A 19,094-nucleotide genomic window follows, 5' to 3' on the forward strand; every position below is an offset into this window, starting at 1 on the left:
GCATCGCAGCGGCCGCAAACGTCAGCCAAGGATATGGTCATGTCAGAGAAACCGGCGCCCAGCGCCATCGATGTACTCAGCCAACTGGTGAGTGGCCCGTCGCTCAGTGAAGTGGCAGCGAACGCCTTGCTTCCTGCCCTAGTAAAGTTATACCCGCAACAGGTCATCGATCCGACATTGGCCATTGTTGCCACGCCGTCCTGGCACTCCGATGGCCGGCAAATCGTCGCGGGGCCTTACCATTTCGAGTCGCTCACCGATGCACTGGTACGGCTGGCCCTGTCTGGCACCGCGATCACGCTCATTGACGGCGAACATTTTCTTACCGAACAACCGGACGTCATGCCTTGTGTCCAGTTACCCGTAGACATCGAAGCGGTTGGCGCCTTGCTCAACGAACTCGCCCCGCTGCTGCTCACGGCGCTGGAAGAACAGCAGATCGACTACTGGAACGAAACCATCAGCCCTTCCGTACCGCGCTGGCACCAACTTTCAGAGACCTTGCAGCAGGTCTGGAACGTCAGCGCCGACAACGGTTGGGATGCCGATCAACGGGCAATGGCGCTAGGCGTTTTCAAGAACCCGGACAAAACCGAACGAGCGCTCGAGGACACCTATCAGACTCGTACCTGTCTGATCGATCTTGATCTGGGCGATACCACCGACCGTAGCCATCTCAATGTCCTCGACACGGCTGTTCTGCTCGGCAGCAAAGGCGAACGGACCATCATCCTCACGCATTCGGTTCCTCAGGGATTCCAGTGCTTCGACAGCTTCACCGACCTGGAAAAGTCCTTGCAGTGGCCTCTGCAGCCCGGCGCCGATGCGCTTCAAGTGCAATGGCGGCTATTCGAGCCAACAGGCAATTTTTTCGATCAGCAAGCCTGCGCGCTGATTGCGCTGGAAGCCCAGGCGATCGGCGAGGTCGACTTTTTCAAAAGTCGAAATGACTCGATTGCTCTCGCCCATCTGGGCAGCGGTGCCAGCCCGGCCGCCGAGTCAAACCTGTCCCGTCGCTTCACCCACACCGAACACGCCCTGCCGTCCTGGCTGGACAATGCCTCGCCCGCAGACCAGACCCGGTATAGCCGGCACCTGCTGGATCTGGTGGCCGTGCAGCAGCAGAATTCGGGCAAGAGTTTTCAGAGCGAAATCCCCGATATCCAGGCCTTTACCCTCGACAAGCTGAAAAAGGCGATCGATCGCACACCGACCCAGGACTTCAAGCTGCAAGACGTGGAAATAACCGATACCAGCGTTGTGGTCTGGGGCACGTTTGTCGCACCGGAGCAACCGCAGACCCTGACCTTGTCCCTGGTTGATCTGGCGCTGCAGAATCTCGCCGGCCTGCCACTGGGCGACCTGTCGGTGCGCTACCGCAACAGTTCGACACCGGTGCCGACATGGATGACCGCCACCTACCTGAAAAACCTGGTCACGTCGGTCGATATCGGCAAGACCTATCCGCAGTTGCTCGAGCAGCGCCTGGTCGAAGACAAAACCCAGGCTGCACGCCTGCAGCAGCTCTACAGTCGTCAATTGCCCGTTGAATTGTCGTTGCTGGCGCTGCAACACAAGATCCGCGGCGAAGCAGGTATCGATGAACAAGGTTATCGCTACGTCGTGGCGGCGCTGGCTGTGGAACCAACGGACAGGCGTGTCGATGGCGAGGATATCGTCGTGCGCCCGCTGGCGTTCGTCAAAAGTGATAAGGCCAGCGATAGCGCAGACGAAGTGCTCAACATGTTCGTGATCGGCCCACGCGATGCGGACAAGGGGCCCTGTCTGCTCTATCGTCCGCTGTTCGATGTACCGCTGCTGCAATACCCGTCAAGGACAAATCTGCTGTATGCGATCAAGCATTCGACCACACTGCGCCAGTCGGTACTGGCCTGGTTGCCGGACAAGGTACGCTTCGATTATTCGCAATACGTTTTTCCCGGAACCCTGCCTTCGGTGTGGACCATTCCGCAACTGTTGATCGATCCAGGCTCGGCAGATGACCGTGCAAACGTGACTATGTCTGGCCAGGTGATCGAGCCGGAAGTATTGGCAAGCCTGTTCAAAACCAACGCCGAGGCACTGATCACTTTGGCCGATCGCGTGTCGGTGTCGAATGTCGAAGCCCGCTGGGCCACACTCAAGCGCGGTGGCTGGGCACTGTTCAATGCGGCGCTGCCGTTTCTGGGGCGTAGCGTCGGTACTGCGGCGTGGATCTGGCAAATAATGGACGACCTGCAAGAGGTCACCGATGCACAAAACCAGCAGCAACCCGTGCCCTGGACCGCGCTGACCGACATCCTGCTGTCGCTGGGCATGGCGCTCGCGCATCGAGCGGCGACACGCAAGCAACCGCAGCGAGCGCCATCCGGCGTTCTCCCCGAGAAAACCCCTCCAGCCAGCAAACCCGCAGCGCCCGCGAGCATTCGCTTCAATCGTCTTGCGGACATCAGTGGCGCTGAACTGCCGGGCAATCACGAGCTGTCGCTGCACGTGCTCGGAGCCCTGGAACAATCGTCTTCGAACCTGGGCACGGTACTCGACAGCCTGAAGGTGAACCGACCGGAACCACTGGCAACAGCCGCGACCGAAGGCCCGTACCGCCATCTTCGCAGCGCCGGGCAAAAGTGGTACGCCAAGGTCGGCGAACGCTGGTTCGAAGTCGGTCTCAATGACAATGAAGATGTGCAGATCATCGACACGCGCCAGCAACCCATGCGCACCGGTCCGCTGTTGCTCGCCAATGCGCGTGGGCAATGGTTTGTCGATTTACGCCTGCGCCTGCGCGCCGGCGGCCTCAACAGTCAACGCCAAAAATTGTTGAAACATAATGCGAAGAAGTTAGAGCAGAAAAAACGCGACATTGCTGTATTCGACGCCGGCCTGGCTGGCAAGCGCAGCGAGTTGGTCAACGTTCGACGCGCCATGCTGGAGGCCACCGAACAAAATGCTGAAAGTGCCCGGCAGACGTTTCTCGATACGCTCGACGCTCAAGCAAAGGAATACAGCGCTAACATCGACAGCCTGAAAGCGCTGAATCTGCTTGAGGCGATACCCAACTACCGCAGCGCAATGCTCGAACGCCTTTCCCTGCAATTGTTCCTCATGCAAGGCTGGATCGACGAGACCTACACGGCATTTCGCGAAAGCCTTGCGCAGACACTGGTGCTGCTTGACGAGGACGCCAGCGAGGCTGCTGCAGACCGCTCCGAACCTTTCGCAAAGATGGCTGAGCTGACGCAGGGCATCATCGACAAAATAGAATTTGCCCACAGCCGTTTCGCCGAGTTGAACCTGCTCGGCAAAGAAGCCGTCGATGTCGCCCGTCAGTACAAAGCCAGGCTGCCCAGTTTCTCGCTGGAAGATTTGAAGATGCTGCAAATCACGTTGGGCCAGGAACTGTGTCTGTCGGCCGAAGCGGGAGAGTTTCGCGAGGGTGCACGTGCCGCCCTGGAAAGCCTCGTCGAGGATGCCTCTCTGAACATTCAGAGCGTAATCGACCTGAGCGCCGAAGAAAGTTTCAATCAGCTCGGTGAGCGCGTTGAGGCGATGAACAATCTGGTGGAACAGTTCGACGTCATCGATCAGAGGTTCGGCGATCTGGTCAGTGAATATCCACAGTACGTGATCAGCGAACGACTGGAGCAAGTGAAGCGCCACGTCGGCGAATTCCATCAGAATGCCGTACAGCACCTGTCCAATCTGTTGCGCGAGCAACGTTTGGTGGAGCCGGTCGCCGGACCATCGAAATCGTCACAGCCCCCCGCGCGTAAAATCATCAAGACCCGCTACAAAGGCACACTGGTCGGTCAGCCAAGGCGCAGTGACGGCGGGCAGGACGGCGATCTGGTCGATGTGGTGGCGCCATTGACCGGTAAAGTGATTGCCACTTTTCACGAAAAAACCCCGGGCAACTGGGTCGAGAGAGTACCTGCCAAACCGGTCGGATTGCCAAGGCCAGGCCCCGGGCTTTCGAAGAGCCTGCAGAGCGCCAGGGAATTGCTCGACGAACTGCCAGCCTTCAGGCAGCGCACCCAGTCACACATGGCACGGGCGCAACGCAATCCCACGGAGATAGAGGAGATCTATTATCTGCACGCCACGCGCCTGCGCGATGCCATGGACAAGATCGACAAAGCACTCACCTCTGGCAATCACGTCGAAAGCAAAACCGCTTCCGCTACCGAAGTGCGTCAGCAACTCGAAAGCGAAGCCACAGCCCTTTATGCCAGGGGTCGAACCGCAAGGATTGAACTTACCAAACAGCAGCCACCGACTGCGGCGCGAGTCGAATGGTTGTACAGCAAGCAAGAAGTGACGATTACTCGATCCACCGAACGCCGCCGGCTCAAAGGCCCACGCAAAGACTATCTGCTCGAATACCCGATTCTCGACAAGCAGGGCGGTAAAGTCCTGTGGTACGCCCATTTCCACTACGCAAACCTTGACGACCCGTTGCCGTCATTCACCGCCGCGCATTTGAAAACCGTCGAGCAGCGTCGGCTGGGCGGTGCCTATGTCGAGCGTGAGGGCCGCAGTAATCAGGAACTGATCGCCATCCACCGCAGCGTCATAAGCCATGCCCAGGCCGCTTCATTGTTCTTTTCCTGATCACTCAACCGGATCAATTGCCCGCCATGTGCGGGCTTTTTTTTCATCCTATATATATCTACCACCCGTGCTGTTGGACGCCTCGCTAATGTCCGTGGCAGGCGGCATTTGCCGCACCGTCCACCTTCTAACCGGTGTCTACCCAATGAGTGAATCTACCCGAACGATCATCGCCCCGCCGCTGCTCAAAAAAAGCCGACTGGTGGAACAGACCAGCGGTGGACCGACCTTGCAAGAGGCTGCTGTAGAGATGCTGCGCAAAGCCCTGAAGAAAAACTTTGCGCAATTGCAGGTCGCTCCGGACGACATCATGTTAATGACTCCTGTCTGGCACCAGCAAGGGCAGAAAATGCTCAGTCACAGCAGCCGATTCGAATCCCTGCCCCACGTATTGGCGCGCTTGGCGTTTACCGGCGAGACTGCCAACTACATAGAAGGTGAACACTTTCTGACGTTGGCGCCCGAGATGGAAGACCCGGTCCATTTACCCGTCGGTATGGATGCGATCAGTGAAATGCTCAACGAAAATGCGCCGGCATTGTTTCTTGCTTTCGCCCAAAACCAGTTGGATTACTGGAACGCCACCGAAGAAGAAATACCGCGCTGGCAACAGCTGGCTGACACCCTGAAAGAAACCCTTGATGTGCAGTCGATCAAAGGCTGGGATACCAACGAATGCAGCCTGGCACGCCATGTCTCGGCATTTCCGGAAAAAGCCTCGCGCGCAACAACCCACGCAGGCCTGTCTGATGTGCGTGCCAGCCTGATCGATCTCGACCTCGCCTTCGAACTCGCGGAGGCCAATCGGACCCGGCATCTGATGGTCGCCGGCGCGCTGGTGTTGACGGCGAAGCTGGGCAGCCGGGAGCTGGTCACGATGTACACCATCGATGAAGGCTTTGAATCGTTCAGCTCGCTGGCGGAGCTGGGCGCCACCCTGCCTGAGCGAATCGACATGGAGCTGAGCGGTCAGACCTTGAAATGGCGACTGTATGAACCCGATGGCAATATCTTTGATGCCTTGGTTCGGGCACTGGTGAGCTGCCAGATCGATTCGATCGACGCACTTGACCCGATGAGCCGCTCGCCGCTGATCAGGTTCATTTCGCCTCAAGAGCACAGTAGCCGTGAGGAGATAGCCGGCGATGGACGCGTTGGACTTCTCGACGAGGCCATCCCCGACTGGCTGATTGCCGGATCACTGGACGATATCCAGACCTACAGCGGATACCTGACGGAATTGGGCAGGCTCAGAGACGCCGACAGCGATGCATTCGACGTCAACAAGATTGCACTTATCGCCGACTATGCCCAACAGCAGATGCGCGAAGCCATTACTGCCGCCAGGCCCGCCAAAGAAACAGCACTACTGCGTCCGGATCAAGTACGGATCACCGTCACCCAGAGCTTTGAGGCCGGCGGATTGACCCTGCCCGATCCCTTCAGCACTCGCGTGCAGACACTTGGCGAATTCGCTCTGCATAACATCCGGCCCTACCTCGCCAAGATCGCCTACGCTGATGCGACGCCCACACCGGGCTGGCTGACCGTGGATCTGCTGGTGCGTCTGGCAGACAAGGTCAACATCGGCGAAAATTATCCGAAACTGATCAAAACCAGTTTGATCGACGATGCGCCACAGTCGCGTCTTTACCAGACCCGCTACTGCCGGCAGTTACCACTGCTGCTGCCGCTGCTGGCGCTGGAATGCAAACTCAAGCGCCAGGGCGATGTCGACGAGCGGGGTTACCGCCAGGTTCGCCAGTTGGTCAAATCGATTGCCGATAACAGCGCCGTCGCTGACTGGCCCGTGCAGATCCGCCCCTTGGCGTTCATGCCGCGCTTTCGTTTGGGCAGCACCCCCGACACCGTCGCGAACATGTATATCATCGGCCCACCTGCGGGTAAGGACGGCCCTTGCCTGCTTTATCGGCCACTGCTGGAACAACCGTTGCGGCAATTCCCCTCTGCGCAGAACATGCTGTATGCGCTCTACCAACCCGGCGAACTGCGCGACTCGGTACTGGCCTGGCTGCCCAACCGATCCTTGAGTTTCGACTACGCCCAATACGTTTTTTCGAGCGGCCTGCCCTCGCCGTGGACCATTACCGAGCTGGCTTTCGAACCCTTCATCCACCTCGATCTGACGGCCGCCGTAAACCTCGCGGACACGCCGCTGAGCGCTGACATTTACACAACCCTGTTCACCAGCCACAGCCAGGCGCTGGCTGATCTTGCCGATCGCCAGTCTACCTCCAATGCCGAGCGCCGCTGGGCGATCCTGGCAGACAGCAGTTGGGCGATTTTTAGCGTCGCTGCCAATTTTCTCAGCGGCCCGGCAGGCACCGCTGTCTGGGTCTGGCAAACCATCGCCCAGATCCAGCAGGCGCAGGATGCCCACGAGCAGGGTGATACGTCTGCTCAATGGTCATCGATCGGTGATGTTCTGCTGACGCTGGGCATTCTGCTTGGGCAACGCATCGCTGTTCGCCGGCTTCGGCTTTCCAGCCCGCGGAGTGAAAAAACAGCGCTCAAGCATGCGTCGGGCACAGAATTGCCCCCTCCTGCGCCGCTGCTACGCAAGGAACCGAAGATTACGCATGACAACACGCCCATCACGACTCCACTGCCCGAGGCTCATCTTTCCCTGTTGGCGCCGGCGAAACTGACGCGCATCGACTCGCAAAGCGCCTTTTTGAAAACCATCGATCATATGAAGGTGACCAAACCCTCCCTCCCCGAAGGAGCGCGTCCCAACGCCGATCATCTCTATGCATCCGAAGGCAAGCTCTATGCCCAGGTTGGCGAGCGCTGGTTTCAAGTCAGCGCACAAGTCGACGAGCCTGTATTCGCCCTTGATCCCGCCGACCCTGCTCATCCGGGTTTGAGCATCCGTTTCGACACGCAAGCTGCTCGCTGGCACTGGGAACTGAGGTTGCGCTTGCGCGGCGGTGGTCCGACCGGGAGGATCGAGGCGTTACGCCGCGAAAAGGCCAAGCGCAAGGCTGACACGTGGCAGGTACTGCATCGGTTCATCGAACAGGAAGCCGGACGCAAGGCCGACCTGAGCGAAGCCTTGGAGCCCCTGAACGAAGCTGACGAGCAAGCACCGCTGTCCGAGGCTGAAATCACGCTCTACATCACCAAGGCCGATGAGCTCGCCAGCTCCTACACCGGGGCGCTGGCGACACTGGAGCAGTGGCGTGAAGCCGGCGGTGCCGGGGGGTTTTATCAATCGCAACTGATGCGCATGACCGTCGAACAGCATCGCTTCCTCAGCGGCTGGATGCGCATGAAGCTGCGCGAATACGCAAAAATCGTCTTGCCACAGATCAACCCGGCAGAGCCAGCGCAAACCCGTTCACGCCAGACCCAGATGACCGCGGGGCGCAACGCCATTGCCGTGAGCGACGAAATGGTCGAACGCCTCGATCAACTGCACGCTTCGCTCGAAAGGCTCAACCATCACTCCGGTGCAACCCAGAACGTCGCGGGTGACCTCAGGAGGCTGCTGCCTTCATTCTCGCGTCGAGATCTGCACGCCAATGAAATCGGTATGTCCATCGAGCTGTCATTGCGCGATGCACCGGACAGCACTCTGGATCCGCTACGGCAACTGATTGTGCCGATTTTCGAGGGCGCCGCCGACGCCGGGCATGGTTTGGCCGAGCGCCGCAACAGGGCACAACCTGCCGAGACACAAGCCGTGGCGGTCGTGAGGCTCAGTGCGCTGGTCGACCGTCTGGCCGATGCCAAACGGCGCCTGCAAGAAGTGTTCGACAGCTCCGCCGCGCAACTGCAAACCGAACGCTTCCTGCGGGTTCAGCAGTTGGTGGAAGGGTTTCATGAGATGGCACGTGAGGCCCTGCTCAAGGCATTGCCGGAACCTGAAGAGCTTCCGCTTGCGGCGATGGCCAGACTCGAACCGACCCCCGCGGCTTCGCGCGCGGTCGGGCGGGTCAACCGGGCACGGCCACAGGTCATCGAACCTCGCAGGGCTGCTCCAGAACCCGCGCCGGTAGTCGAGCAAATGCCTATCGTGCGCGCTCCGGCCAGGCGCATGTTACCTGTAACGGCTCTGGGCGACGAACCGCTGGTGGACAACGCCATGTCGATGATCGCCGGACTCGAAGCGTTCATCAAACGCCTGCGCATCGATGCGCAACGACCCTCGCGAATTCCGGCAGACATGAAAGATCTGTTCGATCAACAGGCCACTCGCCTCGATCAGGCGGCGGTGAGTGTCGATGAAATATTTGCGCGCAGAAGTGCCGATTTTCCGATTGCAACTTTGGCTAGCGAACTGCGCACGGCCGCGACACGTTTGCGCGGCGAAGGCATCAGTATCTACGGCAGTATGCTTACCGGCCGCAGGCCGCGAGAAAGCTATCTGCAGTGGTTACACGAGCACAATCTGGTGCAGATCGTCAAAGACGAGCGTGGCCGCATTCGCACGAAACAACGCAAAGATTTTTTTCAGGAATATCGGATCCTCGATATCAGCCGCCAGAACAAAACCCTTTGGGTCGCACACTTCCATTACGACAAACTGGCTGATCCGGATGAGCACTTCACTGCCGCGCACCTGAAGTTTGCCGACAGTTATCTGCAAAATCTGCCGAGCAAATCACGCCAGGAGCTGGAGCACTTCGATGCGGTGGATAATCTGCTGCGCCGGATCGTCACTCCAGCGGTACGGGATCTGTTTCTTCATCCTCAACAGGCGGGCCCCGCCGAAGCGTAAAACCCTGATGCGGTCACTCACACCAGACACTGCGCAAGCGTGCCAGAGCCGCTTCAATTTGCGGCTCCGGCACCGCGGCGAAGCCCAGTACCAACCCGGCGCACTGCTGCGCCGGCCGAGGTGAGTCGGGTAACCAATAGCTACTCAGGCCATTGACCTCGACACCCACTTGTTCGGCCAGGGCAATCAACTCACCTTCGCGGGCGACGTTCGCCACCGGTACCGTCAGGTGCAAGCCTGCGGCTACCGCCGGCAAGCTGCCAACGTCGGCAATATCTCCCGGCCAATGCGCCAGCAAGCAGTCGCGCCGGCTCAGGGCAGCACGACGCATGCGCCGGATGTGCCGTTGAAAGTGCCCAGCGGCCATGAATTCAGCCATCACCGCCTGAGTGCTCACCTCGGAATGGCGCACATCCACCGCTCGCCGCCTGGCGAAAGCTTCGACCAGCCCAACCGGCAACACCAGATACCCCAGGCGCAATGCCGGAAATGCCACCTTGCCGAATGTCCCGACGTAAATCACACGGCCCTGACGATCCAGCGCCGCCAGCGGGGCCAGTGGTGCGCCGCTGTAACGATACTCGCCGTCGTAGTCGTCTTCGATGATCCAGCCTTGGCTGCGCTCAGCCCAGGCGAGCAGCTCCAGCCTGCGCGCCAGGCTCATCACAACTCCGGTCGGGTACTGGTGGGAGGGGGTGACATAGGCCAGCCGACAATCGGCAACTTCAGCCAATGCGCGACAATTGATGCCCTCTTCATCCACCGGCACGCCATGCAAGCGACCGCCCGCTACCGCAAAGGCGTGACCGGCGGCCCGGTACCCCGGATTTTCGATCCCGACCACATCGCCGGGTTGCACCAGCAGCTGTGCACAAAGGCTAATGCCCTGTTGCGCACCACTGGTGATCAGAATTTGCTCAGCAGAACACTGCATGCCGCGCGAACTACGCAAATAGGCGGCGATCATGCCGCGCAATCGCGCATCGCCTGCCGGATCGCCGTAACACAGTTGCTGTAAATCCGGTTTACGCCAGAAAGCCGCGTTGAGCTTGGCCCATACCTCAAAAGGAAACAGATCAAACGCGGGCACACCGACGCGAAAAGCACGTGGCGGACCACTCGGAGGCAGGGCCAAATGGTTCTTTTCTATACGTGCGAACGTATCGCTGTGGATAACTTTACTGGATGAAAAAACAGGTAAATCCAGCCAATTTGTGGATAAGGCTGTGGGTAAGCCTGTTGAAAACCCTGTGGATACTTTTGTGGATAGTTTTTCCGTCGAGCTTGGCGCTTGGGGTAATTGCGCAACGTAAGTGCCGTCCCCTACTCGCCCCTCGATGAACCCCTCGGCATACAACTGATCGTAGGCGCGCACCACGCTATTGCGAGAGATGGCCAATGCCTTCGCCAGATCGCGACTGGCCGGCAAACGCGTACCGCTGACCAGACGTCCATCCAGCACGCGCAGGCGCAAAGCCTGATAGAGCTGACGACTCAAGCCCTGACGGCGATCGAGCTCGATTCCGGCCGGATTGAATGGCATCGAAAGGGCAGTTTGCTCAGGCATGGCAATGGACCTATGAAATTGGTCATCAATGGCTCTTACAACAGACCAATAGCCTGCCTAGGATGCAGGCATTCGCCAAGGAAAATCTGTCCATGTACACGCCACGCGCCTTTGCCATCGAAGAACTGTCCCAACTGCACGAACTGATCCTCGCCACTCGCCTCGCGATTCTGGTCACCCACGGCGAAAACGGTCTGCAAGCCAGCCATGTGCCGGTGCTGCTGCATTGCAAGCAAGGCGAGTACGGCACGTTGTACGGGCACCTGGCCCGCGCCAACCCACAGTGGAAAGACCTGCGCGACGGCGCCGAAGCCATGCTGATTTTTGCTGGCGCCGACGCCTACATCAGCCCGGGCTTTTACCCGAGCAAAGCCGAACACGGCAAAGTCGTGCCGACCTGGAACTACATCGCCGTGCATGCTTATGGCCACGCCGAAACCTTCAGCGATGGCGGGCGTCTGCTCGACATCGTCAGCACCCTCACCGACCGTCACGAGGCCGGCCGCGCCCAGCCGTGGTCAGTCGACGACGCGCCTGCCGATTACATCGACGGCATGCTCAAAGCCATTGTCGGATTCGCGATTCCTATCGACCGTCTCGAGGGCAAGCGCAAACTCAGCCAGAACCGCAGCGCCGAGGACATTGCCGGCGTGCGCGAAGGCCTCGCTGCCAGCCCCGAAATCAACGACCAAACCCTCGCCCGCTTGATGCGCTAAGGAAATCACCATGAGTCAGATCGAGATTCGCCAGGTCAGCGCCGCCGACCGCGCCGCTTGGTTGCCGCTGTGGCAGGCCTACCTGCGGTTCTACAACACCGAACTGCCGGACGCGGTCACCGACAGCACCTGGCAACGCTTTCTCGACCCGAGCGAACCGACCCACGCGGCATTGGCCTGGGCCGATGGCAAAGCCGTGGGCATGGTGCATTACATCTATCATCGCTCGAACTGGAGCATCGAAAACTCCTGCTACCTGCAAGATTTGCTGGTCGCTCCAGAAACTCGAGGCACCGGCGTAGGCCGTCTGCTGATCGAACATGTTTACGCCACCGCCAAGGCTGACGGCTGCGGCAAAGTGCACTGGCTGACCCACGAAACCAACGCTACCGCGATCCAGCTCTACGAGCGTATCGCCGAACGCCCGGGTTTCATCCAGTTTCGCAAAGCCATTTAAGGAGACGCACGCATGAGCATTTCACCGGCCGACTGGAAAGGCGTCCCCGCCCCCACCGCCCCCCTGCTTGAAGGACGCTTCATCCGTCTGGAACGACTCGACCCGGCGCGTCACGCCGACGAGCTGTTCGCCGCACTCGAAGGCCCCGGTGCCGATCCGAAGCTGTGGGATTATTTGCCCTATGGCCCCTTCCCGGAACGCAACGTTTTCAACACTTGGCTCAACAACCACGCGGCTGCCAGCGACCCGTATTTTTTCGCTGTCATCGACCGCGCCAGCGCTCAGGTGCAAGGCATCCTCAGCCTGATGTCGATCGTCCCGGCCCAAGGTCGCATCGAGATCGGCCACGTCACCTTCGGCGCGCCGATGCAGCGCTCGCCGAAAAGCACGGAGGCGGTTTACCTGCTGGCCAAGCACTCCTTCGATCTTGGCTACCGCCGCCTCGAATGGAAATGCAACAACGGCAACGCCCGCTCCAAGTACGCCGCCGAGCGCTTGGGTTTCAGCTTTGAGGGGGTGTTCCGCCAGCACATGGTGGTCAAGGGCCAGAACCGCGATACCGCGTGGTACTCGATTCTGGATGGCGAGTGGCCGGCGATTGCGGCAGGGTTCGAGCAGTGGTTGTCCGACGAAAATCAGACACCCGACGGGCAGGTGAAAGGCTTGGTTGAGTGCCGTTCCTGATTATCTGAAAGCAAAAGATCGTCCGAACGCGGCCCGAGCCTGCGGCAGCTCCTACACGGGATTGACGTTCACCCTGTAGGAGCTGCCGCAGGCTGAGATCTTTTGATCTGTTTTCAGCCCAGCTTTTGTGCGAGCACCGCAATATGTTCCGGCCCGATCCCGCAGCAACCGCCCAAATGGCTGGCACCGCGCTGTTGCCAATCAATCGCCCAGTGCAAGTAACCCGGTGGATCGAGGTCTTCGCGCAACGGATCGAGTCCGTCATTGGCAGTGGCCTCTTTGGGCTGCGGCGGAAATGCATTGGCGTAAGCGCCAATATGAATGTTCACCCCCAGACGCTCGAAGGTTTCACGTGCCGCGTCGATCGCTGCGCCAATCACTTCCGGCTGACTGCAATTGAACAACAACGTCTCGACGCCCAACTCAGTCGCCACCGCCGCCGCTTCGGCGACCGGCTCACCAGAGCGCAGGCGCGGCACTTCATCGGTGTCTTCATCCTTCAAAGTGAACGACAACCAGAACGGTTTGCCATCCTTCGGCAACCCCGCATGAATGGCTCGCGCCTCGATGATCGAACTCTGGGTTTCCGCCAGCCACAGATCAACATGCGGTGCCAGGCCATTGACCAAGGGCGCCAGCAACTCGTTCACTCGGTCGGCGTTGAACAGATCCGGACGATAGGAGCCAAACAGCGGCGGCAATGAGCCGGCCACCCGCACGGACTTTCCCGATGTCTGCACCGCACGCCGCGCCAGCTCACCGGCCAACGCTGCCAGCGCCTGCCCTTCAGCGGCGAAACGCTCTTCACCAATATGGAACGGCACCACGGCATAACTGTTGGTGGTAATCACATTGGCGCCACTGGCGATGTAAGCCGCGTGTACCGCCTCGACCGCTTGCGGTGCTTCGCTCAATGCCAGCGCCGACCACTCCGGCTGACGAAATGGCGCTCCGGCGCGCTGCAACTCACGGCCCATGCCGCCATCGAGAATAATCGTGCTGCCTGCGCCCATATGCTTTTCACTCATATGCTTATGAAAATAACTCACTATCAGAGTCGTTCTTATAACTATTTAATACGCACCATTCCGTTAAAAACAACCTCTTTTTTACCCAGGGATCGACTGTGAAATTTCAACCGCTACTGGCCCTGGGCCTGACGATTCTGGCCGCCTCCACGCAAGCCTTTGGTGGCACGACGCTGGACCGTATCGAGCAAAAGAAAGAACTGGTCGGGGTGCTGATGGAAAGCTATCCACCGTTCTCGTTTCTCAATGACCAGAATCAACTGGATGGCTTCGACGTGGATGTCGCCAAAGCCGTGGCTGACAAGTTAGGTGTCAAGCTGCGACTGGAAACGCCGTCCTGGGACGTCATTGCGGCCGGCCGCTGGAGCGGACGCTACGACATCTGCATCTGCTCGATGACGCCGAGCAAGGCCCGCGCCGAGGTATTCGACTTCCCGGTCGAGTACTACGCTTCGCCGGCAGTGATCGTGGTCAATGCCAAGGATGAGCGGATCCACGCTGCCAAGGATTTGAGTGGCAAAAAAGTCGGCCTCACCAGCGCGTCCAGTTACGAAAGCTATCTGAACAAGAACCTGGTCATCGAAGGCGCTGAAGACACGCAGTTGCAGTACCCGTTCGACGATGTGCAGATCGCTCCGTACGATACTGACAACGTCGCCTTCCAGGATCTGGGCCTGGGCGCCGGCGTGCGCCTGGATGCCATCCTCACTAACCTCGTCACCGCGCAGCCACGCCTGAACGAAGACAAGCGCTTCAAACTGGCCGGCGCGCCGCTGTATTCGGAGCCGAACTCGGTGGCCATCGAAAAGGGCGATGCGCAATGGGACGCCAAGGTGCGTGAAGTCTTCGCGCAACTGAAACAGGACGGCACCCTGAGCAAGCTGTCGCAAAAATGGATCGGCGCTGATATCAGCCAATGACTTCTTTCCCGACACCGCCACAGCCGCCGCAACCGGTGGCTGAATCACGCCTGCAACGCTTGTTTGGTTTTCGTACGCGGCTGTACCTGACCTGGGCAGCGTTGGTCTGCCTGTTCGCCGGGTTCTTCCTGAGCTTCGACCTGAAGTTCTCGATCATCCTCGACAAGCTGCCCAATCTGGTCGGCTTGCATCTGGCGCCCAACGGCTTTCTGCAGGGTGCGGCGCTGACGCTTTTCCTGTGTCTGTGCTCGATTGTTGCCTCGTCCCTGCTCGGCTTCATCACGGCATTGGCACGCCTGTCGAAAAGCGCGGTGGCATTCGGCATCGCCAGTTTTTACACCTCGTTCTTTCGCGGTACGCCACTGCTCATCCAGATCTTGCTCATCTACCTGGGTTTGCCGCAATTGGGCATCGTGCCCGGCGCCATCGTCGCCGGCATAATCGCCTTGTCATTGAACTACGGCGCCTATCTCAGTGAAATCTTTCGCGCCGGCATCCTCGGGGTCGACTACGGCCAACGCGAAGCATCGCTGGCATTGGGGATGCGCGAGACGGTGATTTTCTGGCGCATCACCCTGCCGCAAGCCATGCGCACGATCATCCCGCCCACGACCAACCAGTTCATTTCGATGCTCAAGGACTCGTCGCTGATTTCGGTGATGGGCGTCTGGGAAGTGATGTTTCTCGCGCAGTCATACGGGCGCTCAAGCTACCGCTATATCGAAATGCTGACGACGGCGGCGATCATCTACTGGCTGATGTCGATTGGACTGGAATTGATTCAGGCACGCATGGAGCGCCACTACGGCAAGGCTTACGAGCGGCGGAGCTAGGGCGATTGGCGCATTGCGGGCGGCTTCGGGTTTTAATGGGGCTCTCGGCGTACCCGCACCACGCCCATTTTCATCCCAAACAATCGGAATATCGAGTCCAACGACCTCAACGTCTGATTACCCTCAGCGTGCTCTATGTGTATCAACGTGCGGACCGAAATTTTGCACATCTTAGCGAATTGGATTTGATGCAGCCCTGTCACCTCCACTCGTAAACGGCGGACGGCTTCGCTGATTTCCAATGTCCCGTCGGCTAGCGCCTCTTGAATGCTTTCGATGAGCGCCATGCGTTCGAGAACTGTCATTACCATTTTCCTCTCCAATCTTCGAGCGCCGCAAAAGGCTCAATAAACATTAATGGCGTGGGGATTCATTGATGTGAGTGCTTCGGCGTTTGAATCAAAACTTACTGCACCTGATGAGAGGAACAGGCAAAAAAACTGCAACAAAATGCAGAAATTAATATGTTTCAGCGCTGAAGATGCAAAACAATGCAGATCAACCACCGACATCATTCTGTAAAAACCCTTCGCTATACAGGACGGCCCGCTTATAACAAAAAGGCCGTCGACCCATGCCGTTCCCGCCCCAGCGTCTGTCCCTCGCCATTGCCCTGTTGGTCACCGCCACAGCAGCCCACGGCAAAACCGTGCAGATCGACACCGCCACCACGGCAGCGCAAGCACTGGGTGGCAGCGACACGCTAACGATTTCGGCGCCGGGCAGTATCACCAACAGCGGCAAGGCCGTGAGCCTGAAAGACAAGACCAGCGATGCGGGTGTGGTGATCGATAACGCCGGCAAAATCGTTTCCACCGGCGGCCGGGCCATCGACAGCAGCGGCGACCTGACCCAGGCGCGCAACTACACAATCTACAACCGCAGTGGCGGGCAGATTCTCGGCGCCAACGACGCCTTGCGCATCGACAGCAACTTCGTCAGCGGCAGCCTGTTGATCGACAACAGCGGCATCATTCGTTCGACCACCGGCCAGGGGCTGGACCTCGATGCGCTGCGCAGTGACGGCGTGAAGACCACGATTATCAACCGCGCCGGCGGGCTGATTCGCGGCGACGCCAGTGACGGCATGAAGACCGGCGCCAACGCGAGCATTTCCAACTACGGCGAGATTTCCACCGGCGATTCGCACAATGCCGACGAGAAGTTCGACGGCATTGATATCGACTCCGCCAGCGGTGTCAGCGTGACCAATTACGGAGTGATTTCCGGTGGCCGTCACGGCATCACTACCGATCTCGGCGCGACGCTGGTCAACTACGGGGAAATCACTGGCCGCAATGGTTCCGGGTTCGGTTCCGACGGCGATGGCACCGTGATCAACCACGGCACCATCACTGGCGCTTACTCAGGCTTGCAAGCGAACGGTGACGGCGATGGCGTGGACATCGACAAGATCGCCCACATTGAAAACTACGGGACCATTCAGGGCATCGGTGCAGGCGGTGTGGACAAGGGCGGTTTCGCCAACGGCAGCGAAGGTATCGCGCTGGGCGGCGGTTACATTCTCAACACCAGCGGCGCGCTGATCAGCGGTGCCGACAGCGCCATTCTGGTTGACGATGGCAGTGGCGGCTCGGGACTGGCGGCGACCACTCTGGAGAACTTCGGCACCATTCAAGGCCTCAACGGTTTCGGCGTGAAGCTGGTCGGCGAATTTGCCGACAACGTGATCAACGGCGGCACCATCAGAGGCAGCAACGGCCTGGCGCTGGACCTGGGCGGCGGCAACGACAGCCTGACTTTGCGCAATGGCAGCCGTTTCGTCGGCATGGTCGATGGCGGCAGCGGTTACGACCGCGTGGTGATGGACGACGCGGCCGGCGGCAGTTTCGGCGCCAGTCGCAACTTCGAATGGCTGGAGGTCAAGCAAGGCGCGTGGACACTCACAGGCAGTGGTGATTTCAGCGACGGCGGCACGGTGCGCAACGGCGCGACACTGATCAACCAGGGTGGTATTGCCGGCAGCCTGACCATCGACGCGGGCGGCGTGTATGCCGGTGGCGGTTCGGTGGGCAGCCTCAACGTCAACGGCACCTTGCGCACCGATACCGGCCTTGGCCGCGCGACCATCATTCACGACTTGAACATGGGCAGCGCGTCCACGCTCGCCTACGGCGTCAATGCCGATGGCAGCAGCGCGCCGCTGCAGGTCGGCGGCATCGCCAATCTGAACGGTGCGACTCTCGCGGTAAATCCCGGCGCCGGTACTTATCCGTGGCAGAGCCAATACACCGTGTTGCAGGCCGCGCAGGTCAACGGCACGTTCGGCAAGGTCACCAGCGATTACGCGTTTCTCACGCCGACGCTTGCCTACACGCCGACCCAGGTTGATCTGACATACACCCGCAACGACGTCGCCTTCAATCAATTCGCGGTCACCGGCAACGGCAGCAACGCCGCCAACAGCCTCGCCTCCATGGGTAAAAACAATGCGCTGTACAACGCGTTGCTCAACACCACTCAAAGCAGCGCCGGCGCGGCCATCGAGCAACTGGCCGGCGCCAGCAACGCCAGCCTGACCAGCGCCACCCTCGGCGCCAGTAGCCAGGTCGGCAGCAGCATGCTCTCGGCCATGCAACAAATGGGCGGCAGTCCGGGTTTGCTGGTCGGTCTCGATCAACGCGAGACGCCCGTGTTGGCAGCCAATGGCGTGCCCTCGGAAGCGCGCAACCTGAACGACCCGAATGCGCGCGGTCGCCTCTGGCTGCAAGGCATCGGCGGCTACGGCAAGCTCGATGGCGAACACGGCAGCAGCGGTCTCGAACAACGCACCAAGGGCAGTGTGCTCGGTGCTGACTGGGCACTGGATTCGGCATGGCGTCTGGGCGTGCTCGGCGGTTATTCGAAAACCGAGCTCGACGCGACCGGCGTCGATGGCAACGTCGAGAGCTGGCATGCCGGTGTTTACGCACTGCATCAGAACGGCCCGATTTCCCTGCGTCTGGGCGCGGCGTACAGCGGCCATCAAGGTGAAAGCAAACGGACCATCGCCTTCAATGGTTTCAGCGACCGACCGAAAGGCGATTACGACGCCGACAGCCAGCAAGCCTTCGCCGAACTGGGTTACGCCATGGGCAGCGGCCGCTTCAGCGCCGAGCCCTTCGCCAGCCTCGGCTACCAGCGCTACCACCGCGACAGCTACCAGGAAAAGGGAGGCGCCGCCGCCCTGCAGGTCGACAGTCAGACGCAAGACAACTTCAGCAGCACCTTCGGCCTGCGACTGGCGCGCCTGAGCAGCCTCGACAATGGTATGAGCGTGACGCCGCGCATGGCCGCCGGATGGAAACACACCTATGGCGATGTCAGCAGTTCGACGCGACAGGCGTTTGTGGTCGGTGGCACGGCGTTCAGTGTCGATGGCAGCTCGCTGGATCGGGACAGTCTGGTGCTCGAGGCTGGACTGGATGTGGGCATTTCCGCGCGGCATACGCTGGGGGTCGGGTACAGCGGCGAGATTGGCAGCGACAGCCGTAACCACGGCTTGATTGGTAATTGGCAGATGAGTTTCTGATG

The 19,094-nt window shown here is 59.7% G+C and carries 11 protein-coding genes; 8 read left to right on the forward strand and 3 right to left on the reverse strand.

The window, feature by feature from the left end:
- The first annotated feature begins 39 nt into the window (after positions 1–39).
- Both AK821_RS10705 and AK821_RS10710 read left to right on the forward strand, forming a co-directional pair.
- Entirely contained in the window at positions 40–4,611 is a 4,572-nt protein-coding gene (locus tag AK821_RS10705; RefSeq protein ID WP_064389616.1) for a dermonecrotic toxin domain-containing protein, read from the forward strand.
- A gap of 145 nt (positions 4,612–4,756) precedes the next feature.
- On the forward strand, positions 4,757–9,355 hold the full coding sequence (locus AK821_RS10710) for a dermonecrotic toxin domain-containing protein (protein WP_064389617.1): 4,599 nt from the start codon (positions 4,757–4,759) through the stop codon (positions 9,353–9,355).
- A 13-nt stretch (positions 9,356–9,368) separates the two neighbouring features.
- Here the strand turns inward: AK821_RS10710 and pdxR are convergent, their stop codons facing one another.
- Positions 9,369–10,922, reverse strand: a complete 1,554-nt coding sequence (gene pdxR / locus AK821_RS10715; protein WP_064389618.1) for a MocR-like pyridoxine biosynthesis transcription factor PdxR — start codon at positions 10,920–10,922, stop codon at positions 9,369–9,371.
- Positions 10,923–11,014: 92 nt separating this feature from the next.
- Between pdxR and AK821_RS10720 the strand changes: the two genes are divergently transcribed.
- The 3 genes from AK821_RS10720 to AK821_RS10730 are packed head-to-tail and all read left to right on the forward strand — an operon-like array spanning position 11,015 to position 12,779.
- Positions 11,015–11,638, forward strand: coding sequence for an FMN-binding negative transcriptional regulator (locus AK821_RS10720; protein WP_064389619.1), 624 nt, complete (start codon positions 11,015–11,017; stop codon positions 11,636–11,638).
- A gap of 10 nt (positions 11,639–11,648) precedes the next feature.
- On the forward strand, positions 11,649–12,095 hold the full coding sequence (locus AK821_RS10725) for a GNAT family N-acetyltransferase (protein WP_064389620.1): 447 nt from the start codon (positions 11,649–11,651) through the stop codon (positions 12,093–12,095).
- A 12-nt stretch (positions 12,096–12,107) separates the two neighbouring features.
- On the forward strand, positions 12,108–12,779 hold the full coding sequence (locus AK821_RS10730) for a GNAT family N-acetyltransferase (protein ID WP_064389621.1): 672 nt from the start codon (positions 12,108–12,110) through the stop codon (positions 12,777–12,779).
- A gap of 113 nt (positions 12,780–12,892) precedes the next feature.
- Here the strand turns inward: AK821_RS10730 and AK821_RS10735 are convergent, their stop codons facing one another.
- The gene (locus AK821_RS10735) at positions 12,893–13,792 is read right to left on the reverse strand and encodes a homocysteine S-methyltransferase family protein (RefSeq protein WP_064389622.1); all 900 of its coding nucleotides are present in this window, start codon (positions 13,790–13,792) and stop codon (positions 12,893–12,895) included.
- Between the two features lie 113 nt (positions 13,793–13,905).
- Between AK821_RS10735 and AK821_RS10740 the strand changes: the two genes are divergently transcribed.
- Together AK821_RS10740 and AK821_RS10745 are read left to right on the forward strand one after the other, a co-directional pair.
- Positions 13,906–14,727 (forward strand): ABC transporter substrate-binding protein, encoded by an 822-nt coding sequence (locus AK821_RS10740; RefSeq protein ID WP_064389623.1) that lies wholly within the window; start codon positions 13,906–13,908, stop codon positions 14,725–14,727.
- Positions 14,724–15,560: an amino acid ABC transporter permease gene (locus tag AK821_RS10745; RefSeq protein WP_064389624.1), complete on the forward strand. Its 837-nt coding sequence runs from the start codon at positions 14,724–14,726 to the stop codon at positions 15,558–15,560. The genes AK821_RS10740 and AK821_RS10745 overlap by 4 nt, the downstream gene beginning before the upstream one ends.
- Positions 15,561–15,592: 32 nt before the next feature.
- Here the strand turns inward: AK821_RS10745 and AK821_RS31010 are convergent, their stop codons facing one another.
- Positions 15,593–15,871, reverse strand: a complete 279-nt coding sequence (locus AK821_RS31010; protein ID WP_064389625.1) for a helix-turn-helix domain-containing protein — start codon at positions 15,869–15,871, stop codon at positions 15,593–15,595.
- A 263-nt stretch (positions 15,872–16,134) separates the two neighbouring features.
- Between AK821_RS31010 and AK821_RS10755 the strand changes: the two genes are divergently transcribed.
- The gene (locus AK821_RS10755) at positions 16,135–19,092 is read left to right on the forward strand and encodes an autotransporter outer membrane beta-barrel domain-containing protein (protein ID WP_064389626.1); all 2,958 of its coding nucleotides are present in this window, start codon (positions 16,135–16,137) and stop codon (positions 19,090–19,092) included.
- Positions 19,093–19,094 lie beyond the last annotated feature (2 nt).

The organism is Pseudomonas sp. RIT-PI-r, from assembly GCF_001297015.1.
In the GTDB taxonomy this organism is placed as follows: Bacteria; Pseudomonadota; Gammaproteobacteria; order Pseudomonadales; family Pseudomonadaceae; genus Aquipseudomonas.